This window comes from Lederbergia sp. B243.17, from assembly GCF_057657925.1.
Genome location: NZ_JBWBKF010000025.1, coordinates 1 through 16,623, shown reverse-complemented (window position 1 = coordinate 16,623; position 16,623 = coordinate 1). Strand labels below are relative to the sequence as shown.

17 protein-coding genes are annotated in these 16,623 nt (G+C 44.2%); 5 read left to right on the top strand and 12 right to left on the bottom strand.

Features of this window, described 5'->3' with window-relative positions:
- Position 1: 1 nt before the first annotated feature.
- Complete coding sequence (pdhA, locus tag AC0TWI_RS03380) at positions 2-1,114, bottom strand: pyruvate dehydrogenase (acetyl-transferring) E1 component subunit alpha (RefSeq protein ID WP_488124928.1); 1,113 nt, start codon at positions 1,112-1,114, stop codon at positions 2-4.
- Between the two features lie 377 nt (positions 1,115-1,491).
- Complete coding sequence (locus AC0TWI_RS03375) at positions 1,492-2,142, bottom strand: YkyA family protein (protein WP_488124927.1); 651 nt, start codon at positions 2,140-2,142, stop codon at positions 1,492-1,494.
- A 164-nt stretch (positions 2,143-2,306) separates the two neighbouring features.
- Here AC0TWI_RS03375 and def point away from each other — a divergent pair, with 164 nt between their 5' ends.
- Positions 2,307-2,861, top strand: a complete 555-nt coding sequence (def, locus tag AC0TWI_RS03370) for a peptide deformylase (RefSeq protein ID WP_488124926.1) — start codon at positions 2,307-2,309, stop codon at positions 2,859-2,861.
- Between the two features lie 34 nt (positions 2,862-2,895).
- Here def and AC0TWI_RS03365 read toward each other — a convergent pair whose 3' ends face one another.
- Entirely contained in the window at positions 2,896-3,693 is a 798-nt protein-coding gene (locus AC0TWI_RS03365; protein WP_488124925.1) for a Cof-type HAD-IIB family hydrolase, read from the bottom strand.
- Between the two features lie 396 nt (positions 3,694-4,089).
- Between AC0TWI_RS03365 and AC0TWI_RS03360 the strand changes: the two genes are divergently transcribed.
- Both AC0TWI_RS03360 and rnjA read left to right on the top strand, forming a co-directional pair.
- Positions 4,090-4,308 carry a DNA-dependent RNA polymerase subunit epsilon gene (locus AC0TWI_RS03360; protein WP_488124924.1) on the top strand — a complete coding sequence of 73 codons (219 nt, stop codon included), beginning with the start codon at positions 4,090-4,092 and terminating at the stop codon, positions 4,306-4,308.
- The gene (gene rnjA, locus AC0TWI_RS03355) at positions 4,305-5,972 is read left to right on the top strand and encodes a ribonuclease J1 (protein WP_488124923.1); all 1,668 of its coding nucleotides are present in this window, start codon (positions 4,305-4,307) and stop codon (positions 5,970-5,972) included. Before AC0TWI_RS03360 ends, rnjA begins: the two co-directional genes overlap by 4 nt.
- Positions 5,973-6,029: 57 nt before the next feature.
- On the opposite strand, the gene AC0TWI_RS03350 is transcribed toward rnjA, so the two are convergent.
- Both AC0TWI_RS03350 and AC0TWI_RS03345 read right to left on the bottom strand, forming a co-directional pair.
- Positions 6,030-6,689: a potassium channel family protein gene (locus AC0TWI_RS03350; RefSeq protein WP_488124922.1), complete on the bottom strand. Its 660-nt coding sequence runs from the start codon at positions 6,687-6,689 to the stop codon at positions 6,030-6,032.
- 79 nt (positions 6,690-6,768) lie between these two features.
- Entirely contained in the window at positions 6,769-7,710 is a 942-nt protein-coding gene (locus tag AC0TWI_RS03345; RefSeq protein ID WP_488124921.1) for a magnesium transporter CorA family protein, read from the bottom strand.
- 131 nt (positions 7,711-7,841) lie between these two features.
- Between AC0TWI_RS03345 and AC0TWI_RS03340 the strand changes: the two genes are divergently transcribed.
- Positions 7,842-8,540 (top strand): hypothetical protein, encoded by a 699-nt coding sequence (locus tag AC0TWI_RS03340; protein WP_488124920.1) that lies wholly within the window; start codon positions 7,842-7,844, stop codon positions 8,538-8,540.
- A 282-nt stretch (positions 8,541-8,822) separates the two neighbouring features.
- Here AC0TWI_RS03340 and AC0TWI_RS03335 read toward each other — a convergent pair whose 3' ends face one another.
- The 6 genes from AC0TWI_RS03335 to AC0TWI_RS03310 form a co-directional block, all read right to left on the bottom strand.
- Positions 8,823-9,695 carry a CvfB family protein gene (locus AC0TWI_RS03335; protein ID WP_488124919.1) on the bottom strand — a complete coding sequence of 291 codons (873 nt, stop codon included), beginning with the start codon at positions 9,693-9,695 and terminating at the stop codon, positions 8,823-8,825.
- Between the two features lie 168 nt (positions 9,696-9,863).
- Positions 9,864-10,316: a general stress protein gene (locus tag AC0TWI_RS03330; protein WP_488124918.1), complete on the bottom strand. Its 453-nt coding sequence runs from the start codon at positions 10,314-10,316 to the stop codon at positions 9,864-9,866.
- Positions 10,317-10,455: 139 nt separating this feature from the next.
- Entirely contained in the window at positions 10,456-12,282 is a 1,827-nt protein-coding gene (locus AC0TWI_RS03325) for an ABC transporter ATP-binding protein (protein WP_488124917.1), read from the bottom strand.
- A gap of 6 nt (positions 12,283-12,288) precedes the next feature.
- On the bottom strand, positions 12,289-14,043 hold the full coding sequence (locus AC0TWI_RS03320; RefSeq protein WP_488124916.1) for an ABC transporter ATP-binding protein: 1,755 nt from the start codon (positions 14,041-14,043) through the stop codon (positions 12,289-12,291).
- Between the two features lie 187 nt (positions 14,044-14,230).
- Positions 14,231-14,686: a TlpA disulfide reductase family protein gene (locus AC0TWI_RS03315; protein WP_488124915.1), complete on the bottom strand. Its 456-nt coding sequence runs from the start codon at positions 14,684-14,686 to the stop codon at positions 14,231-14,233.
- Positions 14,687-14,756: 70 nt separating this feature from the next.
- Positions 14,757-15,305: a peroxiredoxin gene (locus AC0TWI_RS03310; protein WP_488124914.1), complete on the bottom strand. Its 549-nt coding sequence runs from the start codon at positions 15,303-15,305 to the stop codon at positions 14,757-14,759.
- A 298-nt stretch (positions 15,306-15,603) separates the two neighbouring features.
- On the opposite strand from AC0TWI_RS03310, the gene AC0TWI_RS03305 reads away from it, so the two are divergent.
- Positions 15,604-16,455, top strand: coding sequence for a mechanosensitive ion channel family protein (locus AC0TWI_RS03305; protein ID WP_488124913.1), 852 nt, complete (start codon positions 15,604-15,606; stop codon positions 16,453-16,455).
- A gap of 71 nt (positions 16,456-16,526) precedes the next feature.
- Here AC0TWI_RS03305 and AC0TWI_RS03300 read toward each other — a convergent pair whose 3' ends face one another.
- The gene (locus tag AC0TWI_RS03300) at positions 16,527-16,619 is read right to left on the bottom strand and encodes an IS3 family transposase (RefSeq protein WP_488125033.1); all 93 of its coding nucleotides are present in this window, start codon (positions 16,617-16,619) and stop codon (positions 16,527-16,529) included.
- Positions 16,620-16,623: the final 4 nt, after the last annotated feature.

Below are 16,623 nucleotides of genomic sequence, written 5' to 3'. Positions count from 1 at the left end.
CTTATTTCGACTCCTTCGAATTGTAAATTTCATTCTGCTCAACCAGATTTTGTGGCATCTCTTCATACATATTAGCAATAAGATCTGTCACTTTTTGTTTCTCTGTTTCATCAGCCAGCTTGATCGCTTGCTTGATATCTTCTTTTGCTTGCTCAATTACTTCATTTTCTTTCTCTTCGTTCCAGAGGCCTTTGCCTTCCAAGTATGCGCGGAAGCGGACCAATGGATCTTTCTTTTCCCACTCGCTGTCAGTATCGGAAGTTCTATAGCGTGTCGGATCGTCCCCTGCCATTGTATGTGGACCGTAGCGATAGCAAAGTGTTTCAATCAATGTAGGGCCTCCGCCATTGATTGCACGCTCACGCGCTTCCTTAACAACTGCATAGACTGCCAATGGATCCATTCCATCAACAAGCACACCCGGAATACCGACTGCAACAGCTTTCTGTGCAATTGTCGCTGCAGCTGTCTGCTTGTCGCGAGGAGTCGAGATGGCATACTGGTTGTTTTGAACGATAAATACGGCAGGTGCTTTGTATGCTCCTGCAAAGTTGATTCCTTCATAGAAATCACCTTGTGAGGATCCTCCGTCACCTGTATATGTAACGGCAACGGCTTTTTTATTGCGTTTCTTCATGCCAAGCGCAACACCGGCTGCTTGGATATATTGAGCACCAATGATAATTTGCGGCGGAATGACATTGACGCCTTCCGGAATCTGGTTTCCTTTGAAATGGCCGCGAGAGAACAAGAATGCTTGGTACAATGGAAGGCCGTGCCAAATAATTTGCGGCACATCGCGGTAGCCCGGCAAAATAAAGTCATCTTTTTCAAGAGCAAAATGAGAAGCGAGCTGAGATGCCTCCTGTCCAGCAGTCGGCGCATAGAAGCCTAGTCGCCCCTGGCGGTTAAGGGAAATGCTGCGCTGATCAAGAATTCTTGTGTAGACCATGCGGCGCATCAATTCCTGCAGCTGCTCATCAGATAGATCTGGCATATAAGAAGTATCAACTACTTCTCCTTTTTCATTTAAAACCTGGATCATTTCAAATTGACTTTCAATATTTTCGAGCGTTTTGATCGCATCGAATTTTGTCTTCTTTGTCGAAGCCATTGAAGCCACCTATCCTTTCCCTTTGAATATTTATAATCATCTCAGGCAAAAGCCGAGAACTTGCCGTATCTCATACGTAGTTTAGTTTTCCACATTCCCTATAAAAAAAACGGTAATCCTTTATTTAGTGCCGGCATGCTATTATCTGTACCACTCATTTTATACTAATATTATAATACAAGGGAATTGAAACACCTTAATTAGAATAACTAAAAAAAAGGATTGAGTCAATGATTTTAGCTTCTTCAGAGGAGGGAAAAATATTTCTAATCTTTAACACGCGCACTATCTGTTTCATTCAAACTTCACATCTGTACTATAAACACAAAACCGTTTTCATAGACTGTTATATAGTAAAAAAGAACAGAGCGGATTGGTTACTTTCCGCTCTGTTCCTCAGTTTCAATACCTGCCTTCTGATAAAACTCGATCTTATCTTTATTAAATTTCTCGGTCAGCTCGTTAAACTGTTCATTCTTTTGCATGACTTGTTCGTATGCTTTATTCGAAGACTCAATTTGCTTTGTGAGCTCATCAAGCTCCAGGTCTTTATTCTTCATTAATTCATAAATCTTTTTATCTTCGGTAAGGCCTTTTAAGTATGAATCATACAATTGATCATGTACTTTGTAGCGCTCATCCATCGTTTTTTTCAATGCAGCGGCATCCTTTTTTAACTTCTCATCCTTCACGTTGGCAAAGTCCAATTTGTTAAAATCCGATTCAGATGCATCAATCGCCTTCTTTTCCTTATCCAATAATTTTTTCCGTTGCTCGAGATTGGCAAGGGCCTTATCGGAAAGTTCGGTAATTTTATCAAAGTCTTTCATGCCAAGATTCATCATTTCATCAAACAATGCCTTTTCTTTCACTTCAAGATCGGCAAGCGGTTTTTGCTGCTTCTCAAATTCCTTTTCCTTTGTCGCGCTTTGCTCAATTCCGTCATAAATTTTCTTTTCCGGAGCCGAACAACCGGCAGCAAGGAGAGCAGCGGCAACGATGAGCATGATAGCTGCATAATTTTTCATTCCGTGAATCCTCCTAACTTTATACTCCATTACTATACCGGGATATTTACGAATTGACAACCGAAGACCATGCATTTCAATTGCTCTCGTTTCCGAAAAAAGGTGTATAATAGAAACAGCCTTCTATAGTAAAGATGGAATGATCAAGAGAGCAGGTGAACGGTATGTTATTGATGGAAGATATAGTAAGAGAAGGGCATCCGGTTCTTCTTCAGGTTGCTGAAGAAGTAAAATTCCCCCTTTCTGAAGAAGATAAAAAAATGATTCAGGACATGCAGGAGTTTTTGCAGAACAGCCAAGATGAGGAAATTAGCGCAAAATACGGTTTGCGGGCAGGAGTTGGCCTTGCTGCACCACAGATTAATGTATCGAAACGAATTTTTGTCGTCGATCTTGAAAATGAGGGGAAATCCTTCCGCCATGTGTTTATCAACCCGAAAATCATCAGCCACTCGGTTGAGCAGTCTTATCTTGCGACTGGTGAGGGCTGTCTCTCAGTCGACAGGGATGTGCCTGGCTATGTGCTGAGAAACGCAAGGGTGACCATTAAGGCATTCGATGAAGAAGGCAAGGAATTCAAATTAAGGCTTCGGGGACTGCCGGCCATTGTATGCCAGCATGAGCTCGATCACTTAGATGGGGTCATGTTCTATGATCGCATCAATAAGGAAAACCCTTTTCTCACTCCGGAAAATGCGGTACAAGTCGGGAGAGGATAAAGAAAAATCCAGGGAAGCTTCCCTGGATTTTTCTTTATCTATGTATTGTAGTAAAGGAAGCATCAAGCAGCCCCGCTCTTTTCAAACCATTTACAATACCATCTTCCCCGACATGATCAGTGACAAAATCAGCGCACTCCTTCACTTCGTCCAGCCCATTGCCCATCGCAATGCCGGTGCCGACAGTCTGTAGCATCTCAATATCGTTCAATCCGTCGCCAAATGCAAACGTATCCTGCATTTTGAAATTCAGCTTCTCCATCAGCTTTTTGATCCCTTCCGCCTTGGAACCGCCCACAGGGATGACATCTACCGAGAACTCATGCCAGCGAAGAAAATGAATTTTTTCAAATTGGTTCCCATAAGACTTTTCCTCTTCTTCTCTAATAAAAAGGAGCCCCTGATAAATTTCATGGTCCTTAAAATAGTTGCGGTCACATTCCGGGTAGGGCAATTTCAGGCTGCCGACCGCTTCAGCGACACGAGAATCGTCCTCTTTACTTGCTTTCATCGTTTCTCTTCCGCTATAAACCATTGTATGCCCCAAATCGGCTGCCATTTGATCTAATTTCTCCAATTCAGACTGGTCAAGCGGATTTTCGTATATTGGCTGGCCTTCAAACACCACATACTGGCCGTTGTAACAGACATATGTCGATATATCCAGCTTTTCCAAAAGATCGGTTATCATAAACGGCGCCCTGCCCGTAGCAATTGCAGTGTAGATCCCTTTTTCTTGCAGTTGTTTTATGGCAGCAGCTGTACTAGCCGGCAAGTTTTTCTCATCATCAAGCAATGTTCCGTCAATATCGAAAAAAACGATTTTTCCCATTGTCAAGCCCCTCTCGTTTCACTTAAGCTCTTCTTCCATACATTCCAGGCATATCCAAGATAGAGATTCCTCGTTACAGCATATACTAAAATGAAAAAATAATCATAAAAACTGTTTCAATAACACCAAGTTGCTTTTACTTTGAACAGGAATCGGGTAAAATGACGATAAGGAGTGATCCACAATGTTAAAGAAGCTGCGCAAGAAGCTTTTAAAACAGTGGAAGGATTTGCTTAGAAAAAAAACAATTGCTTAAACCCAATTGATTTTATTCAAGTCCCTCTATTTATTTGGAGGGCTTATTCTTTATGCGATTCATTGCCTGATCTTATCATTGCTTTATTTAAAATAAATACATGTGGTAAAGAGACAAAAAAAAGTTAGGAGAGAGATTAAATGATCTACAAAGTGTACTACCAGGATAACGCAAAGGAAATGCCCGTACGGGAAAACACAAAGGTAATGTATGTAGAAGCAGACAGTGTCCGCTCTGTCCGCCGCAGTCTTAAGGAGCAGCCGATTAATATCGAATTCGTCCAAGCTTTGGAAAATGCTTACCTTGAGTATGAAAAGCAGAGCAATTCGTTTGATGTCAAGGAGCTTACAGCGCTATGAAGTTTGTGAAAAATGACCAAACGGCTGTTTTTGCTCTGGGCGGATTGGGCGAAATCGGCAAAAACACATACGGCGTACAGTTCCAAGATGAAATCATTCTGATTGATGCAGGTATCAAATTCCCGGAAGATGAATTGCTCGGTATCGACTATGTTATTCCGGATTATACCTACTTGGTAAAGAATGCGGACAAGATCAAAGGTCTTTTCATTACTCACGGCCATGAAGACCATATCGGCGGTATTCCTTATTTGCTCCGGCAGGTAAATGTGCCGATTTATGCAGGAAAACTTGCGACAGGTTTGATCAAGAACAAACTTGAGGAACACGGTTTATTGCGCCAGACAAAATTCCATGAAATTAATGAAGATGACGTAATTAAATTCAGAAAAACGGCAGTAACGTTTTTCCGGACGACACACAGCATACCTGAGACATTCGGAATCGTCGTTAAGACACCTCCAGGAAATATTGTTCATACTGGAGACTTTAAATTTGATTTCACTCCTGTCGGGGAACCGGCAAACTTGACAAAAATGGCTGAAATCGGCAAAGAAGGCGTGCTCTGCCTCCTTTCTGACAGCACAAATGCAGAAGTACCGAACTTCACAATGTCTGAACGGAAAGTCGGCGAAAGCATTGTTGATATTTTCCGCAAGGTCGACGGCCGGGTAATATTCGCCACTTTCGCGTCCAATATCCACCGGTTACAGCAGGTGACGGATGCTGCAGTCGCCAACGGGCGCAAAATTGCAGTCTTTGGCCGAAGCATGGATGCAGCAATTGAAATCGGACAAGAACTCGGCTATATTAAGGCGCCGAAAGATACGTTTATCTCTGCACAACAGCTGAACCGTCTTCCCGCCAATAAGGTGACGATCCTTTGTACCGGAAGTCAAGGAGAGCCGATGGCCGCGTTATCAAGAATAGCGAACGGAACACACCGCCAGATCCAGATCCAGCCCGGCGATACCGTCGTCTTCTCATCTTCTCCAATTCCAGGGAATACGATCAGTGTCAACCGGACAATAAACTTGCTGTATCGTGCAGGGGCGGATGTAATTGCCGGACCGCTGAACGATATTCATACATCCGGACATGGCGGCCAGCAGGAGCAAATGCTCATGCTGAGACTGATGAAGCCTAAATACTTCTTGCCGATCCACGGGGAATATCGGATGCTTAAAACACATTCCAAGCTTGCCATTGATTGTGGGGTACCTGAGGAGAACTGCTTTATCATGGACAATGGTGAAGTGCTTGCCCTAGGCGAGAATACAGCGTCTGTTGCAGGCAAAATACCATCCGGCACTGTTTATATCGACGGAAGCGGAATCGGCGATATCGGCAATATCGTTTTGCGCGACCGGAGAATTCTGTCTGAAGAAGGACTGGTTATTGTTGTTGTTTCCATTGATATGGACAAACATAAGATTATTTCAGGTCCGGATATCATTTCTCGCGGCTTCGTCTATATGCGGGAATCCGGGGATTTGATCAGTGATGCGCAAAAAATGATCGGCAAACATTTGAACCGGATTATGGATAAGCAGACAAGCCAATGGTCCGAGATCAAAAACGAGATTATAGACACGCTGACTCCTTTTCTCTATGAAAGAACAAAGCGCAGACCAATGATCTTGCCAATCATTATGGAAGTATAAATCATTTCTTTTTATACAAAGAACAGCCCCATCCTAACGGATTGAGGGCTGTTCATTTTATTCCATCACTTTTTTTTCAAAACGGTTGATATCCGAATCTGCACCGATCATGATCAATATATCATTAAGCAGCAAAGGTTCCTCTGCCGCGGGAGTGACAAGAATTTCTTTGCCTCTTTTGATGGCTACAATGTTCAGACCATAACGTGCCCGGATGTCCAATTCAACAATTGTATGCCCTTGAAGCCTTTCATTCACTCGGATTTCGACAATACTGTATTCATCCGACAGTTCCAAATAATCAAGCACATTGTTGGATGTAATATAGTGCGCAATTCTTCTGCCCATGTCCCTTTCCGGATGAACAACATGATCCGCACCGATCTTTCGCAGCACTTTTTCATGATAATCGTTTTGGGCTTTTACCGTAATATGCTTAACGCCTAGCTCCTTTAAAATCAAGGTCGTCAAGATGCTTGACTGAATTTCCTCGCCAATCGCAACAATTACATGGTCAAAATTACGGATGCCAAGACTTTTCAGTACATTCTCATCGGTCGTGTCAGCAATTACACTTTGGGTAGCGATGGCCGCATACTCATTGACACGGTTCTCATCTTTATCCATTGCCAGCACTTCCATTCCAGACTCGGATAAAGAGCGGCAAATGCTGCCTCCAAATCGGCCCAGCCCAATTACTGCAAACTGTTTATTCACGGATATTCCTCCACTTTCTCAACGATAACTTACAAGGTAGTATAGCACACGTATTTTCAATGTGATAGATGAATACGCGCTATTTCTTTTTTTGTAATATATCGCCGATGACCCCTTTTTTCCTCAGCCAAAAATACGTCAATGCAGTCGTCGCAACGATGACTCCCCACGCAAAGGCATATCCAAACTTCCAGTCGAATTCCGGCATCCCTTTGAAGTTCATACCCCATAATGCTCCGAGGACGGTTATCGGTGTGACGAGTACTGTAAAAATGGTCAACATCTTGATGATTTCATTCCCCCGGAAGGAAAAAAGGTTCATATTCATATTAAGCAAGGTTTCGATTTGGTTCTCGTAATGATTAAGTAAAGTAAGTGTCCTTTCAAGCCGTTTTGCCGTTTTGCGAAATTCGGGCTGTTCCTGTATATCGATAAACACTTCCTGCATGCCCAATAAAATCTCCTCAATCGGAATAACATGATGCTTTAAAAACAGCATGGAAGATCGCTGATCAATAATGCTCTCCAAAAGCTTACTCTGGTTGTCGAACTTTACCTCTCTCTCCAGCTCGATCAATGTTTCTTCAAAGTCATCAATTCCATCAAGAAACGTATTAAGCAATTCACCAAGAATGACAAGAAATCCTTCGAAACCGTCTTTGCATCGGTTCAGCCTATGCATCAGCTGGTGCCGGGTGATTTTTGAAAAGACCGAAAAGTCCAGGTCTACCGTAATCAGGACTTGATCGGTAACGTAATAATGCATGAATTGATTTTGTTCCGGATCCTCCGGCTCATTAGAATAATTTAGCGAGCCGATTAAGGCATCTCCTTTGTCCGTTGTATCGAGTGTAATTACCCGTAAATAGCTTGTATTAATATTGAGTGTATTGTTCACCCAGATTTCAGAAGCCGGAATTTCGGAAACAAGCTGCTTAAGCTTATCTTTGTCTGATAAACTCATTTCCTTCCATGTCCAGCCGTTATGGAACTGATGAAACTCTTCTTCTTTCTCTTTCATCTTCGATCACCTTCACCTTTTCGTCACTTCAATTCTTTTTCCCGATTCTCATTAAAATATCCCGATTGCTAGCTATGTCGTTTATATTTTTAAGTTCTCGGGAAATCTGACTATAGAAAGAAGGGATTCCTGTGGAAATCATCTTAATGTTGGCCTACTTTTTACTGATTGTTATCATTATAGAAATTGCCGCCAGCCTTTTTGTTTTGACGGGGTTGGACAAGAAAATCGCCCGCTATCAGGCGATTTCGATGCTGACCAACACCGGTTTCACCACAGATGAGGCCAAACTGATATTAGAACATCCGATTCGGCGCCGATTAAGCAGCTTTTTGATCTTATTTGGAGCGTTCTCCCTCGCTGTGATCATCTCCATCTTAAGTACCTATTTATCGAAAGATGTCCGATACTTTGAGCTTGGGGTCATTCTCATTATCGCATTCGCCCTCTTCACTTTGCTGAAACTGAAACCTGTGAAAGGGTTTCTAGAAAAAAAACTTAGTGCAAGTCTGGAAACGACCTATCAACTGGATGAGCTGCCAATCCGCGAAGTGCTCTATTTCCAGAATGATGATTACCTGATCGATATACATATTACAAGTAATTCTCAATATATCGGAGAGGAATGTCATACGCTAAATTCGAACACAGATGACCTGTTTATCTTGCTGGTAAAGCGCGGGGATGAGATTTTGCGCAAAAACCTCGAAGAGACGTGCATTCAGGAAGGCGACGTCATTTATGTATATGGAAATAAAAACATCATTACCGACAAATTCAGTTATGAATTGAAAGCCTATGAAGAGAAACAGCAAGAAGCAGATCAATGAATAAAGCAGGGCTGTCCCAGTAAGTCAGTGGAAACTGATAGTCTGAGACAGCCCTCTCTTTATATGTAAAGGTTCATACATTCTTCCGGTATCTATACGGCTCTTTGATACTTGAAGAAAGCGATTCTACTTTTCTAAAGGTGTCAACGATGCCTTTTGATACCGGAAGAAAGCGAAATTACAGCTCTTCAGGTGTCTTCCATTGGAATTACCAGGCAGTTAGAGTTGGTTCCTCCCGAAAAGCGGAAGAAGAAAACCGAACGGTTTTCTTCTTCCTGCTTTTTATTCGGGTTGTTGCACATTTCCCTGATCTACAACCGACGTCCATCCGTCTCTTTGGGTGATTTTCTTTTCTTTCATCAACTTCCCCAAGGCTCGCTTGAAGGCGCCTTTGCTCATGCCGAAACGTTTTTCGATCTCCTCGGGTAGGCTCTTGTCCCAATAGGGCATTGTGCCGCCACGTGAAAGCAAGTATTCAAATATTTTCTCTGCGTCTTCATCCTGCTGCTCAAAGGCCCTCGGCAGCAGTGACACATTCACAGAACCATCCTCCTTAACATCAATAATCCTGCCTTCGACACGTTGTCCGAGCCGGGGTTCAGCTTTCCGTTCTGTTTGATGGACAAATGCTATGTACCCCTCATCGGAAATTAAGAAGGAGCCAGCCAGGAGCAATTTGTATACAGTGCCGCTGATATTTTTATTGAATGCATCCCTCGTTGCCTTGACCGATAGCTGCCTGAATTCCTCTTCTTTGGCAAGCTGGCCGAGGAGCCTTCCTCTCTTATCTGTTTTTAGTGCGCAGTACAGCCTGTCGCCGACTTTTGGCCATAAGTGAGCGAGTTCAGGCAAATCATCTAGCGACACGAGAATATCCTTACTCAGCCCAATGTCGATGAATACGCCTAGACTGCGTTCAACGCCAGCTACTTCCGCCCAGCCAAATTTCCCCTGCTGAATAAGCGGGATTTTTGGAGTGGCAGCGAGCCTTCCTTCATGGTCCTGGTACAAGAACACCTCAAGTTCATCGTCCAACTCTAACCCCTCGGGTGCTTCGCTATGATGGAGAAGGACATCCTCCTCCTCATTCGTCAAAAAGAACCCAAACGGGGCTTCCCGGTCCACCCACAGTTTTTCTACTGTTCCTGGTATCATCTTCTATCCCTTCTTTCAGTGCAAAATACTGTCTAACTTGGTTTAGCATAATCCATTAACCGTCCGCCATGCATACTCCCTTATCATAGCATGCCCTGCGGCAAACAGAAAATATGAAACAGGACCTTGAATCTACATTCAAGGTCCTGTCCAAAAGCTGCTATCCAATTAGAGCAATGGATCACTCTTCTCACGATCTACGAGAACAAGGATTTTCCCTTGGTCTACATAATCGTTATAGCGGTTAGCTTCCTCTTCAGGAATTCCCATTCCAATTAATGCACCGGCCAATCCGCCTACTCCTGCACCTGCTGCTGCGCCTGTCAGTCCTGCGATAACAGGGCCGGCCGCCACGACAGGACCGATTCCTGGGATAGCGAGCGCGCCAAGCCCTGCCAAAACACCGCCTAATCCACCAAGGACACCGCCTGTCGCTGCACCCGTTGCTGCGCCCTCCGGAGCTTTCGTATCTGTTTCATCCGCGATGTGGTCCATTTCGTGCCGATTTTTACTAATAACAGAAATATCTTCAGAACGATAACCTTCTCGTTTCAGCTTTTCGATTGCTTGTACAGCTTCTTCTTCATTATCATAATGTCCTACGATAAAACGATCATCCATAATTGTATTCCTCCTTCTAATTTTGAACTATTAAGGAGATACCCCCTTCCAGAAATAAATAAACTTCACCACCTTTAATGCGTCCCTGGTAAAAAAATGAAAGGGATGGACCGATGATCGGCCACATCCCTTTTATTCCTCATTCCTCTTCGAGCACTTTAAATTGTGCCATGACAAGCCGGTAATACTCTCCCTTTTGTTTCATAAGACTGTCATGGTTGCCCGATTCGATAATTTCTCCTTGCTCAAGCACAAAAATGTTATCGGATTCTCGAATCGTCGAAAGGCGGTGTGCGATGATAATCGAGGTTCTGCCTTTCAGCAATTTTTTAAGCGCTGTCTGTATCAGCACCTCTGTCTCTGTATCAATGCTAGCTGTCGCCTCATCCAGAATAATGATCCGCGGGTTGGCTAGCAGTGCACGGGCAAAGGAAAGCAGCTGTCTTTCTCCGACGGAAAGAATATTTCCCCTTTCCTCAACCTCAGTTTCGTAACCGTTAGGCAATTGAGAGATGAAACGGTCGGCTCCAACTGCACTCGCGGCTTCTTTCACCTCTTGATCGCTCGCATTCGGACGGCCGAACCTGATATTCTCCATGATCGTGCCTGAAAATATAAAGGTATCTTGCAGGACGACACTGATTTGGTTTCTTAGACTGCGGAGCGAAACATCACGAAGGTCAGTGCCATCAATTTTTACAGAGCCGGAGGTCGGATCATAAAAACGGGTAATCAAATTGGCGATCGTCGATTTGCCTGAGCCGGTATGTCCGACCAACGCCACCGTCTGGCCAGGTTTCATTTCCAGCGAAATTCCGTTAAGTGCTTTTCTTTCACCGTTATAGGAAAACTCAACATCGTCGAATGTAATTCTGCCAGCAATGTCTTTCAGCTCGACCGCACCCTTTTTCTCTTCTACGATCGGCTGCTCATCCAAGTATTCAAAAATCCTTTCCGATGATGCCATCCCCATCAGAAGCTGATTGTAAACTTGGCCAAGCCTTGAGATTGGCTCCCAAAACATGCCCAAGTAAAAGGCAAAGGAAACAAATTGACCGATACTCAGATCGTTCCCCTGGATCAAATGGGCACCGTACCAAATCAATACCGCAGATCCGACAGCATTCGTCAATTCAACGAGAGGGCGGAACATCGCACTTTTTTTCGTAGCAATCCTCCACGCCTCATAGTTCTCGAAATTGACTCCATCAAAAAATGCCATATTTTCTTCTTCCTGCGTAAAGCTTTGGGTTACACGGATCCCTTGGATGCTCTCATTCAAATGGGAGTTCAGCTTCGACTGCTTGATCCGCATATCCTGCCACGACTTGCGGATATTTTTCCGCAAGGTCGTTGAAATCAGGAACATGAGCGGCAAAATGACGAGAACGGCGAGCGTCAGTTTCGGACTAAGGGTAAATAGGATGATGATGACGCCGAACAGCATCAGAATGTCCATGAATATATTGATGACCCCGTTTGTAAACAGCTCCTGAAGCGAGTTGGTATCGTTCATGATCCTAACGAGGATGGAGCCTGCGGAGCGCTGGTCAAAAAAGCGGTGGGACAAATTCTGCACATGTGTGAAAACATGCTTTCGGAGATCATAAATGACCCCCTGGCCCAATTCATAGCTCCATTTGATCCTGAAAATATTCGCTACATAGGACAGTATGTACAGCCCGGCGATGATGCTGACGATGATCATCAGCATGGAGAAGTCCTTCTTCTCCGTTATCGCCTTGTCCAAAGCATATACGCCAATCAAGATCGGAATAATAAGTCTGACTGCAGTCGTAATCAATACAGTCAAAATCGAAGCTGGCAACAATGTTTTTGAATAGGGTTTCAAATATGTTATCAGCCGCAGCATTTGCTTCCAGTTGAACGGTTTGTCGATTACCGTATCAGTGGAGTAACGGAACCGCTCCAAGACGAGCGGATTGATTTTTTTCGCTTTTTCCATCGGCAATCACCCTCTTTGCGTTTGTAAAATTCCAAGCTGATCCTTGAACTGGATCTTATAAATTCTTTCATACTGCCCGCCATTCCCGAGCAGCTCCTCATGCGTGCCTCTTTCCGTAATCCGCCCGTCTTCCAACACGAGAATTTCATCTGCATGCTTCAGCGATGAGATTCGGTGGGCAATGATAAAGGTTGTTCTTCCATCCATTACTTCGCGAAGTGCCCCCTGGATTTTGAATTCCGTTTCCATATCTACCGCACTTGTTGCATCATCGAGAATGAGAATACTTGGATCAAGGCAGATAGCACGGGCGATCGAAATACGCTGCCGCTGCCCGCCGGAAAGTCCGAGCCCTCTTTCGCCAAGCATCGTATCGTATCCATTTGGAAGCTGTGTAATAAAACCGTGCGCATCTGCACGCTTCGCTGCTGCAATGATTTCCTCCATCGTAGCATCTGGACGGCCGTATGCGATGTTCGCCTTGATTGTTGAGGAAAACAAAAAACTTTCCTGAAGGACAAATCCGATATTATTTCTTAACGACTTCAATGAATACTCTTTCACGTCTTTTCTATCTAAGAGTACTTCTCCCTCAACAGGTTCATAAAAACGGGTGATCAACTGCGTAATACTCGTTTTCCCCGACCCGGTTGATCCGATCAAGCCGATGACACTTCCCGGCCTTGCGCGGAACGATATATCCGTTAAGGCAGCGTTCTCATCTCCAGGATAGCGCAGTGTAACATCTTTAAACTCCACTTCCCCATTTAGCCTGGCGGGTGCGAGGGCAGCAGGCTTTTCCTCGATTTCCCCTTCTGCCTCCAATATTTCCAGCAGCCGTTCTCCAGAGGCTTTGGACTGCGAAAACATGTTAATCGTAAAACCTAGGTTCATGATCGGCCATAGGATATAACCGACAAGACTATAGAAGGCAACGAGTTCTCCCGGCTTCAGATCACCATGGATGACCAGGTATCCTCCAAATCCGAGCAAGGCGATGACACACACATTCCCAAGGAGCTCCATCAACGGGAAATACTTCGCCCAAATATTCGAAGTAAATATCATTTGATCCTTGTAATCTTGATTGGAAACATTGAATTTTTCTGTTTGAAATTCTTCTCTCGATAATGATTTGACTGTATTGATTCCTGAAAGGTTCTCCTGGACATTCGTGTTCAGTCTCCCGAAAGACTTTCGGATACCCCGGAAAGCCGGGTGGACTTCTTTGTCGAACTTAAAAACAGCAACGAAAAGAAACGGCAGTGAAATCATTGTCGCCACTGTCAGCGGGACAGAGTAGTAAAACATGACAGAAAAACAGATTCCCAATAGAAGGACAAAACGAATCAGCTCCGAAAAGCCAAATGACAAAAAGAAACGGAAGGACTCTACATCTGCAGTCAGGCGGGACATAAGATCTCCCGTTTTTGCGTTGTCATAATACCTGAAAGGCAGATACTGCAGCTTTTTGTAAAGCGCATTGCGCATTTCATACACGGATTTAATGCCGAACAGATCACCTGTGTATTGTTGGATGAAGGTGGCAATCCCCTTGATTACCATGATTCCGACAAATCCGAGCGACAGAATCGGAATCCATTCATACTCCCCCTTGAGTACAACGTCATCGATTGTTATTTGCAAAATAACCGGATAAATAACGGTAATGACTGTCACAAAGAGCAAAAAGAACATCGATGAATAAAAGTATTTTTTGTATGGCCAATAATATTGTTTCAGTTTTTTAAATGTATCCATACAGTATCCTCCCCTCCGGCTAAATGGCCGTATACATAAATATATCGGGTTGCGAAATATATTTCCACTGTTTTTTCAAAATAATTGCAACCTCCTGCAAATTGCGCATACTTGCCTCATCCTTCTGTCGGAGAGGTAGAGGGCAAAAAACACCCGCCGATGATGACGGGTGCCTAATCCATAAGTTTCATGATTCCTTTTCACTCTCGCCCAGCACGCGGTTCACACGCTTTTCCAGCATTTTCATCCCGCCGCCTCCCGCTTGAAAGTGACGAAGCTGACCTTCTTTATCAAAAACATAGTAAGCAGGCACGTATTGATTTTCGAGTGCGTCTGCAAATTTGAGTTCACTGTCAACAAGGATTGGCTGGTCAATGCCATGCTCTGCTGCCACTTGTTTAATTTCCTGAATATCCAGGTCTTTCTCCGACCTTGGAATATGGACAGCGACGACGTTCAGCTCATCGGCAAAGTTGGCGCGGAATTCATTGACCTGTGGCATCGCTTCTTTACAAAGATGACAGCTGATCGACCAGAAGTGGATTAATGCCGGCTTTTCGCCAATTAAATCCTCTCTTGTAACTTGTCCATTCAGCCACTCGACAGCACCATCAAGTTCCGGCATGGGTTCGCGCAATTTCATTTTCAGTTTCTCCTCCTTCAATCATTCGGCTATATACTTAAGGACAGACAACTCTTGTCTGTCCCGTTACTCAAACATTCAATGTATCCTGACCTGGTCTCCAATTTGCCGGACACAGCCCGCCCGTCTGCAAAGCTTGCAGGACACGAAGCGTCTCGTCTACGTCACGGCCTATGTTATTATGATTCACAACCGAATACATCAGCTCTCCCTCTGGATTGATGATGAACAACCCGCGAAGCGCAATTCCTTCTTCTTCGATCAATACGCCGTACTCTCTGGACACAGCATGGTTTGTGTCAGCGGCAAGAGGATAATTCAGGTCTCCAAGTCCATTATCGTCCCGGCTTGTCTTGATCCAAGCAAGATGAGTGTGAATAGTATCCGTTGAAACCCCGATCACCTCGGCATCCAAATCATCGAACTCGTCGAAGCGATCAGACATAGCCGTGATTTCTGTCGGGCAAACAAACGTGAAATCCATCGGATAGAAAAACAGGACTGTCCATTTGTCGTTCTTCATGTTTTCATCTAGACTGACTTTGCCAAATTCCTTGTTCGCCATAACGGCTTCCATTTCAAAACGCGGAGCTTGTTTCCCTACCATGCGTTCTGCCATAGGTAATTTCCCTCCATTTTGTATAGTGGATTGAAAAAAAAACGGAGCAGCTTCCCGACGGAACACTGCTTTACATGACAAAGTATACCATTTGAGCGAAACATGTCAATTTTCCGTTAATAATGCTTTATAACTGATTCTTAAGGATCATCATCTATTCATTTCCCATTTTTCAACTGGTTTCCTGTAGTTTTCCGTTGAAATTTGCCGTCTTAACCCCTATCCTTAGTTTAGCAATACCCTGAATGGGAATACAAAATAGTCATGTGCGTTGATTGGAGAGGTGAAGAGTCTGACTATGAAACTATTGTCAGTAACAACAGAAGGAAAAGAGGAGCTTAGTAAATTTGCTAAGGCCTTGCAGAAAATCGATTGGTCTGAAATTTGGATAAGTATCGGTTGGACGGCAGTCAAATTGATTGTCATCTACATACTCTACATTTTTGTCAGGTCGATAGGGAACAAACTGATTTTCGGTGTATTTGATAGATACAGCAGGCGTGATCCAAATGCTGAAGGAAGGGCGAAAACGCTCGAAGGACTTACGAGAAATATCTTTTCCTATGCTTTGGTCTTTATCTTCTTTGTAACGGTATTAAAAACATTCCATATAGAGACAACCGGCATCCTTGCAGGTGCCAGTATCGTGGGCCTTGCAGTCGGCTTTGGCGCCCAGGGACTTGTCAGCGACTTTGTGACCGGCTTCTTCATCTTGCTTGAGCGGCAGATGGACGTAGGGGATCATATAACAACAGGTTCCTATTCCGGGACAGTTGAGCAGCTCGGTCTGAGGACGACACAAATACGCGACAGCGACGGGACGCTTCATTTTATCCTGAACCGCAACATTACAAGCGTAAGTAATCACTCACGCGGCAACATGCTCGCACAGATTGATCTGACCATCCCTGCAAAGGACAATATCGGACACTCAATCGATATTCTCCAGCAGGAATGCAATACTTTTGCGCAAAAAGACACTGAAATTGTGGAAACGCCGCAAGTGGTCGGTATTGAAAAATTGGACGGCGACAAAGCAACGATCCGCATTGTTTGCAGGGCGGAAAACGGCCGGCAGTACGATGTGGAGAGAAGACTGCGTCTGGTTCTGAACGCAGCAATAAAAGAGCATGGGCTCGATAATGCTTGATGCAGAATCAAAAGAGCGGCCGGTTTGTGAACTGCCCCCTGTCAAGTAGACAGTGGAAATAAGTAAATTGGTTAGGCGGTCTTAGCCCTATATTCAATGGGGCTGAGGCCGCCTAATTTTTCTTGCAGACGGTGGTGATTATAAAAGTGAATGTAGTCATGGATTGCG

Excerpts from the sequence above, each read along its gene's own strand:
- AC0TWI_RS03305 (WP_488124913.1), top strand. The coding sequence starts at position 15,604 with ATGAAACTATTGTCAGTAACAACAGAAGGAAAAGAGGAGCTTAGTAAA.
- AC0TWI_RS03320 (WP_488124916.1), bottom strand. The coding sequence starts at position 14,043 with ATGGATACATTTAAAAAACTGAAACAATATTATTGGCCATACAAAAAA.
- def (WP_488124926.1), top strand. The coding sequence starts at position 2,307 with ATGTTATTGATGGAAGATATAGTAAGAGAAGGGCATCCGGTTCTTCTT.
- rnjA (WP_488124923.1), top strand. The coding sequence starts at position 4,305 with ATGAAGTTTGTGAAAAATGACCAAACGGCTGTTTTTGCTCTGGGCGGA.
- AC0TWI_RS03345 (WP_488124921.1), bottom strand. The coding sequence starts at position 7,710 with ATGAAAGAGAAAGAAGAAGAGTTTCATCAGTTCCATAACGGCTGGACA.
- AC0TWI_RS03330 (WP_488124918.1), bottom strand. The coding sequence starts at position 10,316 with ATGGATGATCGTTTTATCGTAGGACATTATGATAATGAAGAAGAAGCT.
- AC0TWI_RS03335 (WP_488124919.1), bottom strand. The coding sequence starts at position 9,695 with ATGATACCAGGAACAGTAGAAAAACTGTGGGTGGACCGGGAAGCCCCG.
- AC0TWI_RS03310 (WP_488124914.1), bottom strand. The coding sequence starts at position 15,305 with ATGGCAGAACGCATGGTAGGGAAACAAGCTCCGCGTTTTGAAATGGAA.
- pdhA (WP_488124928.1), bottom strand. The coding sequence starts at position 1,114 with ATGGCTTCGACAAAGAAGACAAAATTCGATGCGATCAAAACGCTCGAA.
- AC0TWI_RS03315 (WP_488124915.1), bottom strand. The coding sequence starts at position 14,686 with ATGAAATTGCGCGAACCCATGCCGGAACTTGATGGTGCTGTCGAGTGG.
- AC0TWI_RS03375 (WP_488124927.1), bottom strand. The coding sequence starts at position 2,142 with ATGAAAAATTATGCAGCTATCATGCTCATCGTTGCCGCTGCTCTCCTT.
- AC0TWI_RS03325 (WP_488124917.1), bottom strand. The coding sequence starts at position 12,282 with ATGGAAAAAGCGAAAAAAATCAATCCGCTCGTCTTGGAGCGGTTCCGT.
- AC0TWI_RS03360 (WP_488124924.1), top strand. The coding sequence starts at position 4,090 with ATGATCTACAAAGTGTACTACCAGGATAACGCAAAGGAAATGCCCGTA.
- AC0TWI_RS03365 (WP_488124925.1), bottom strand. The coding sequence starts at position 3,693 with ATGGGAAAAATCGTTTTTTTCGATATTGACGGAACATTGCTTGATGAT.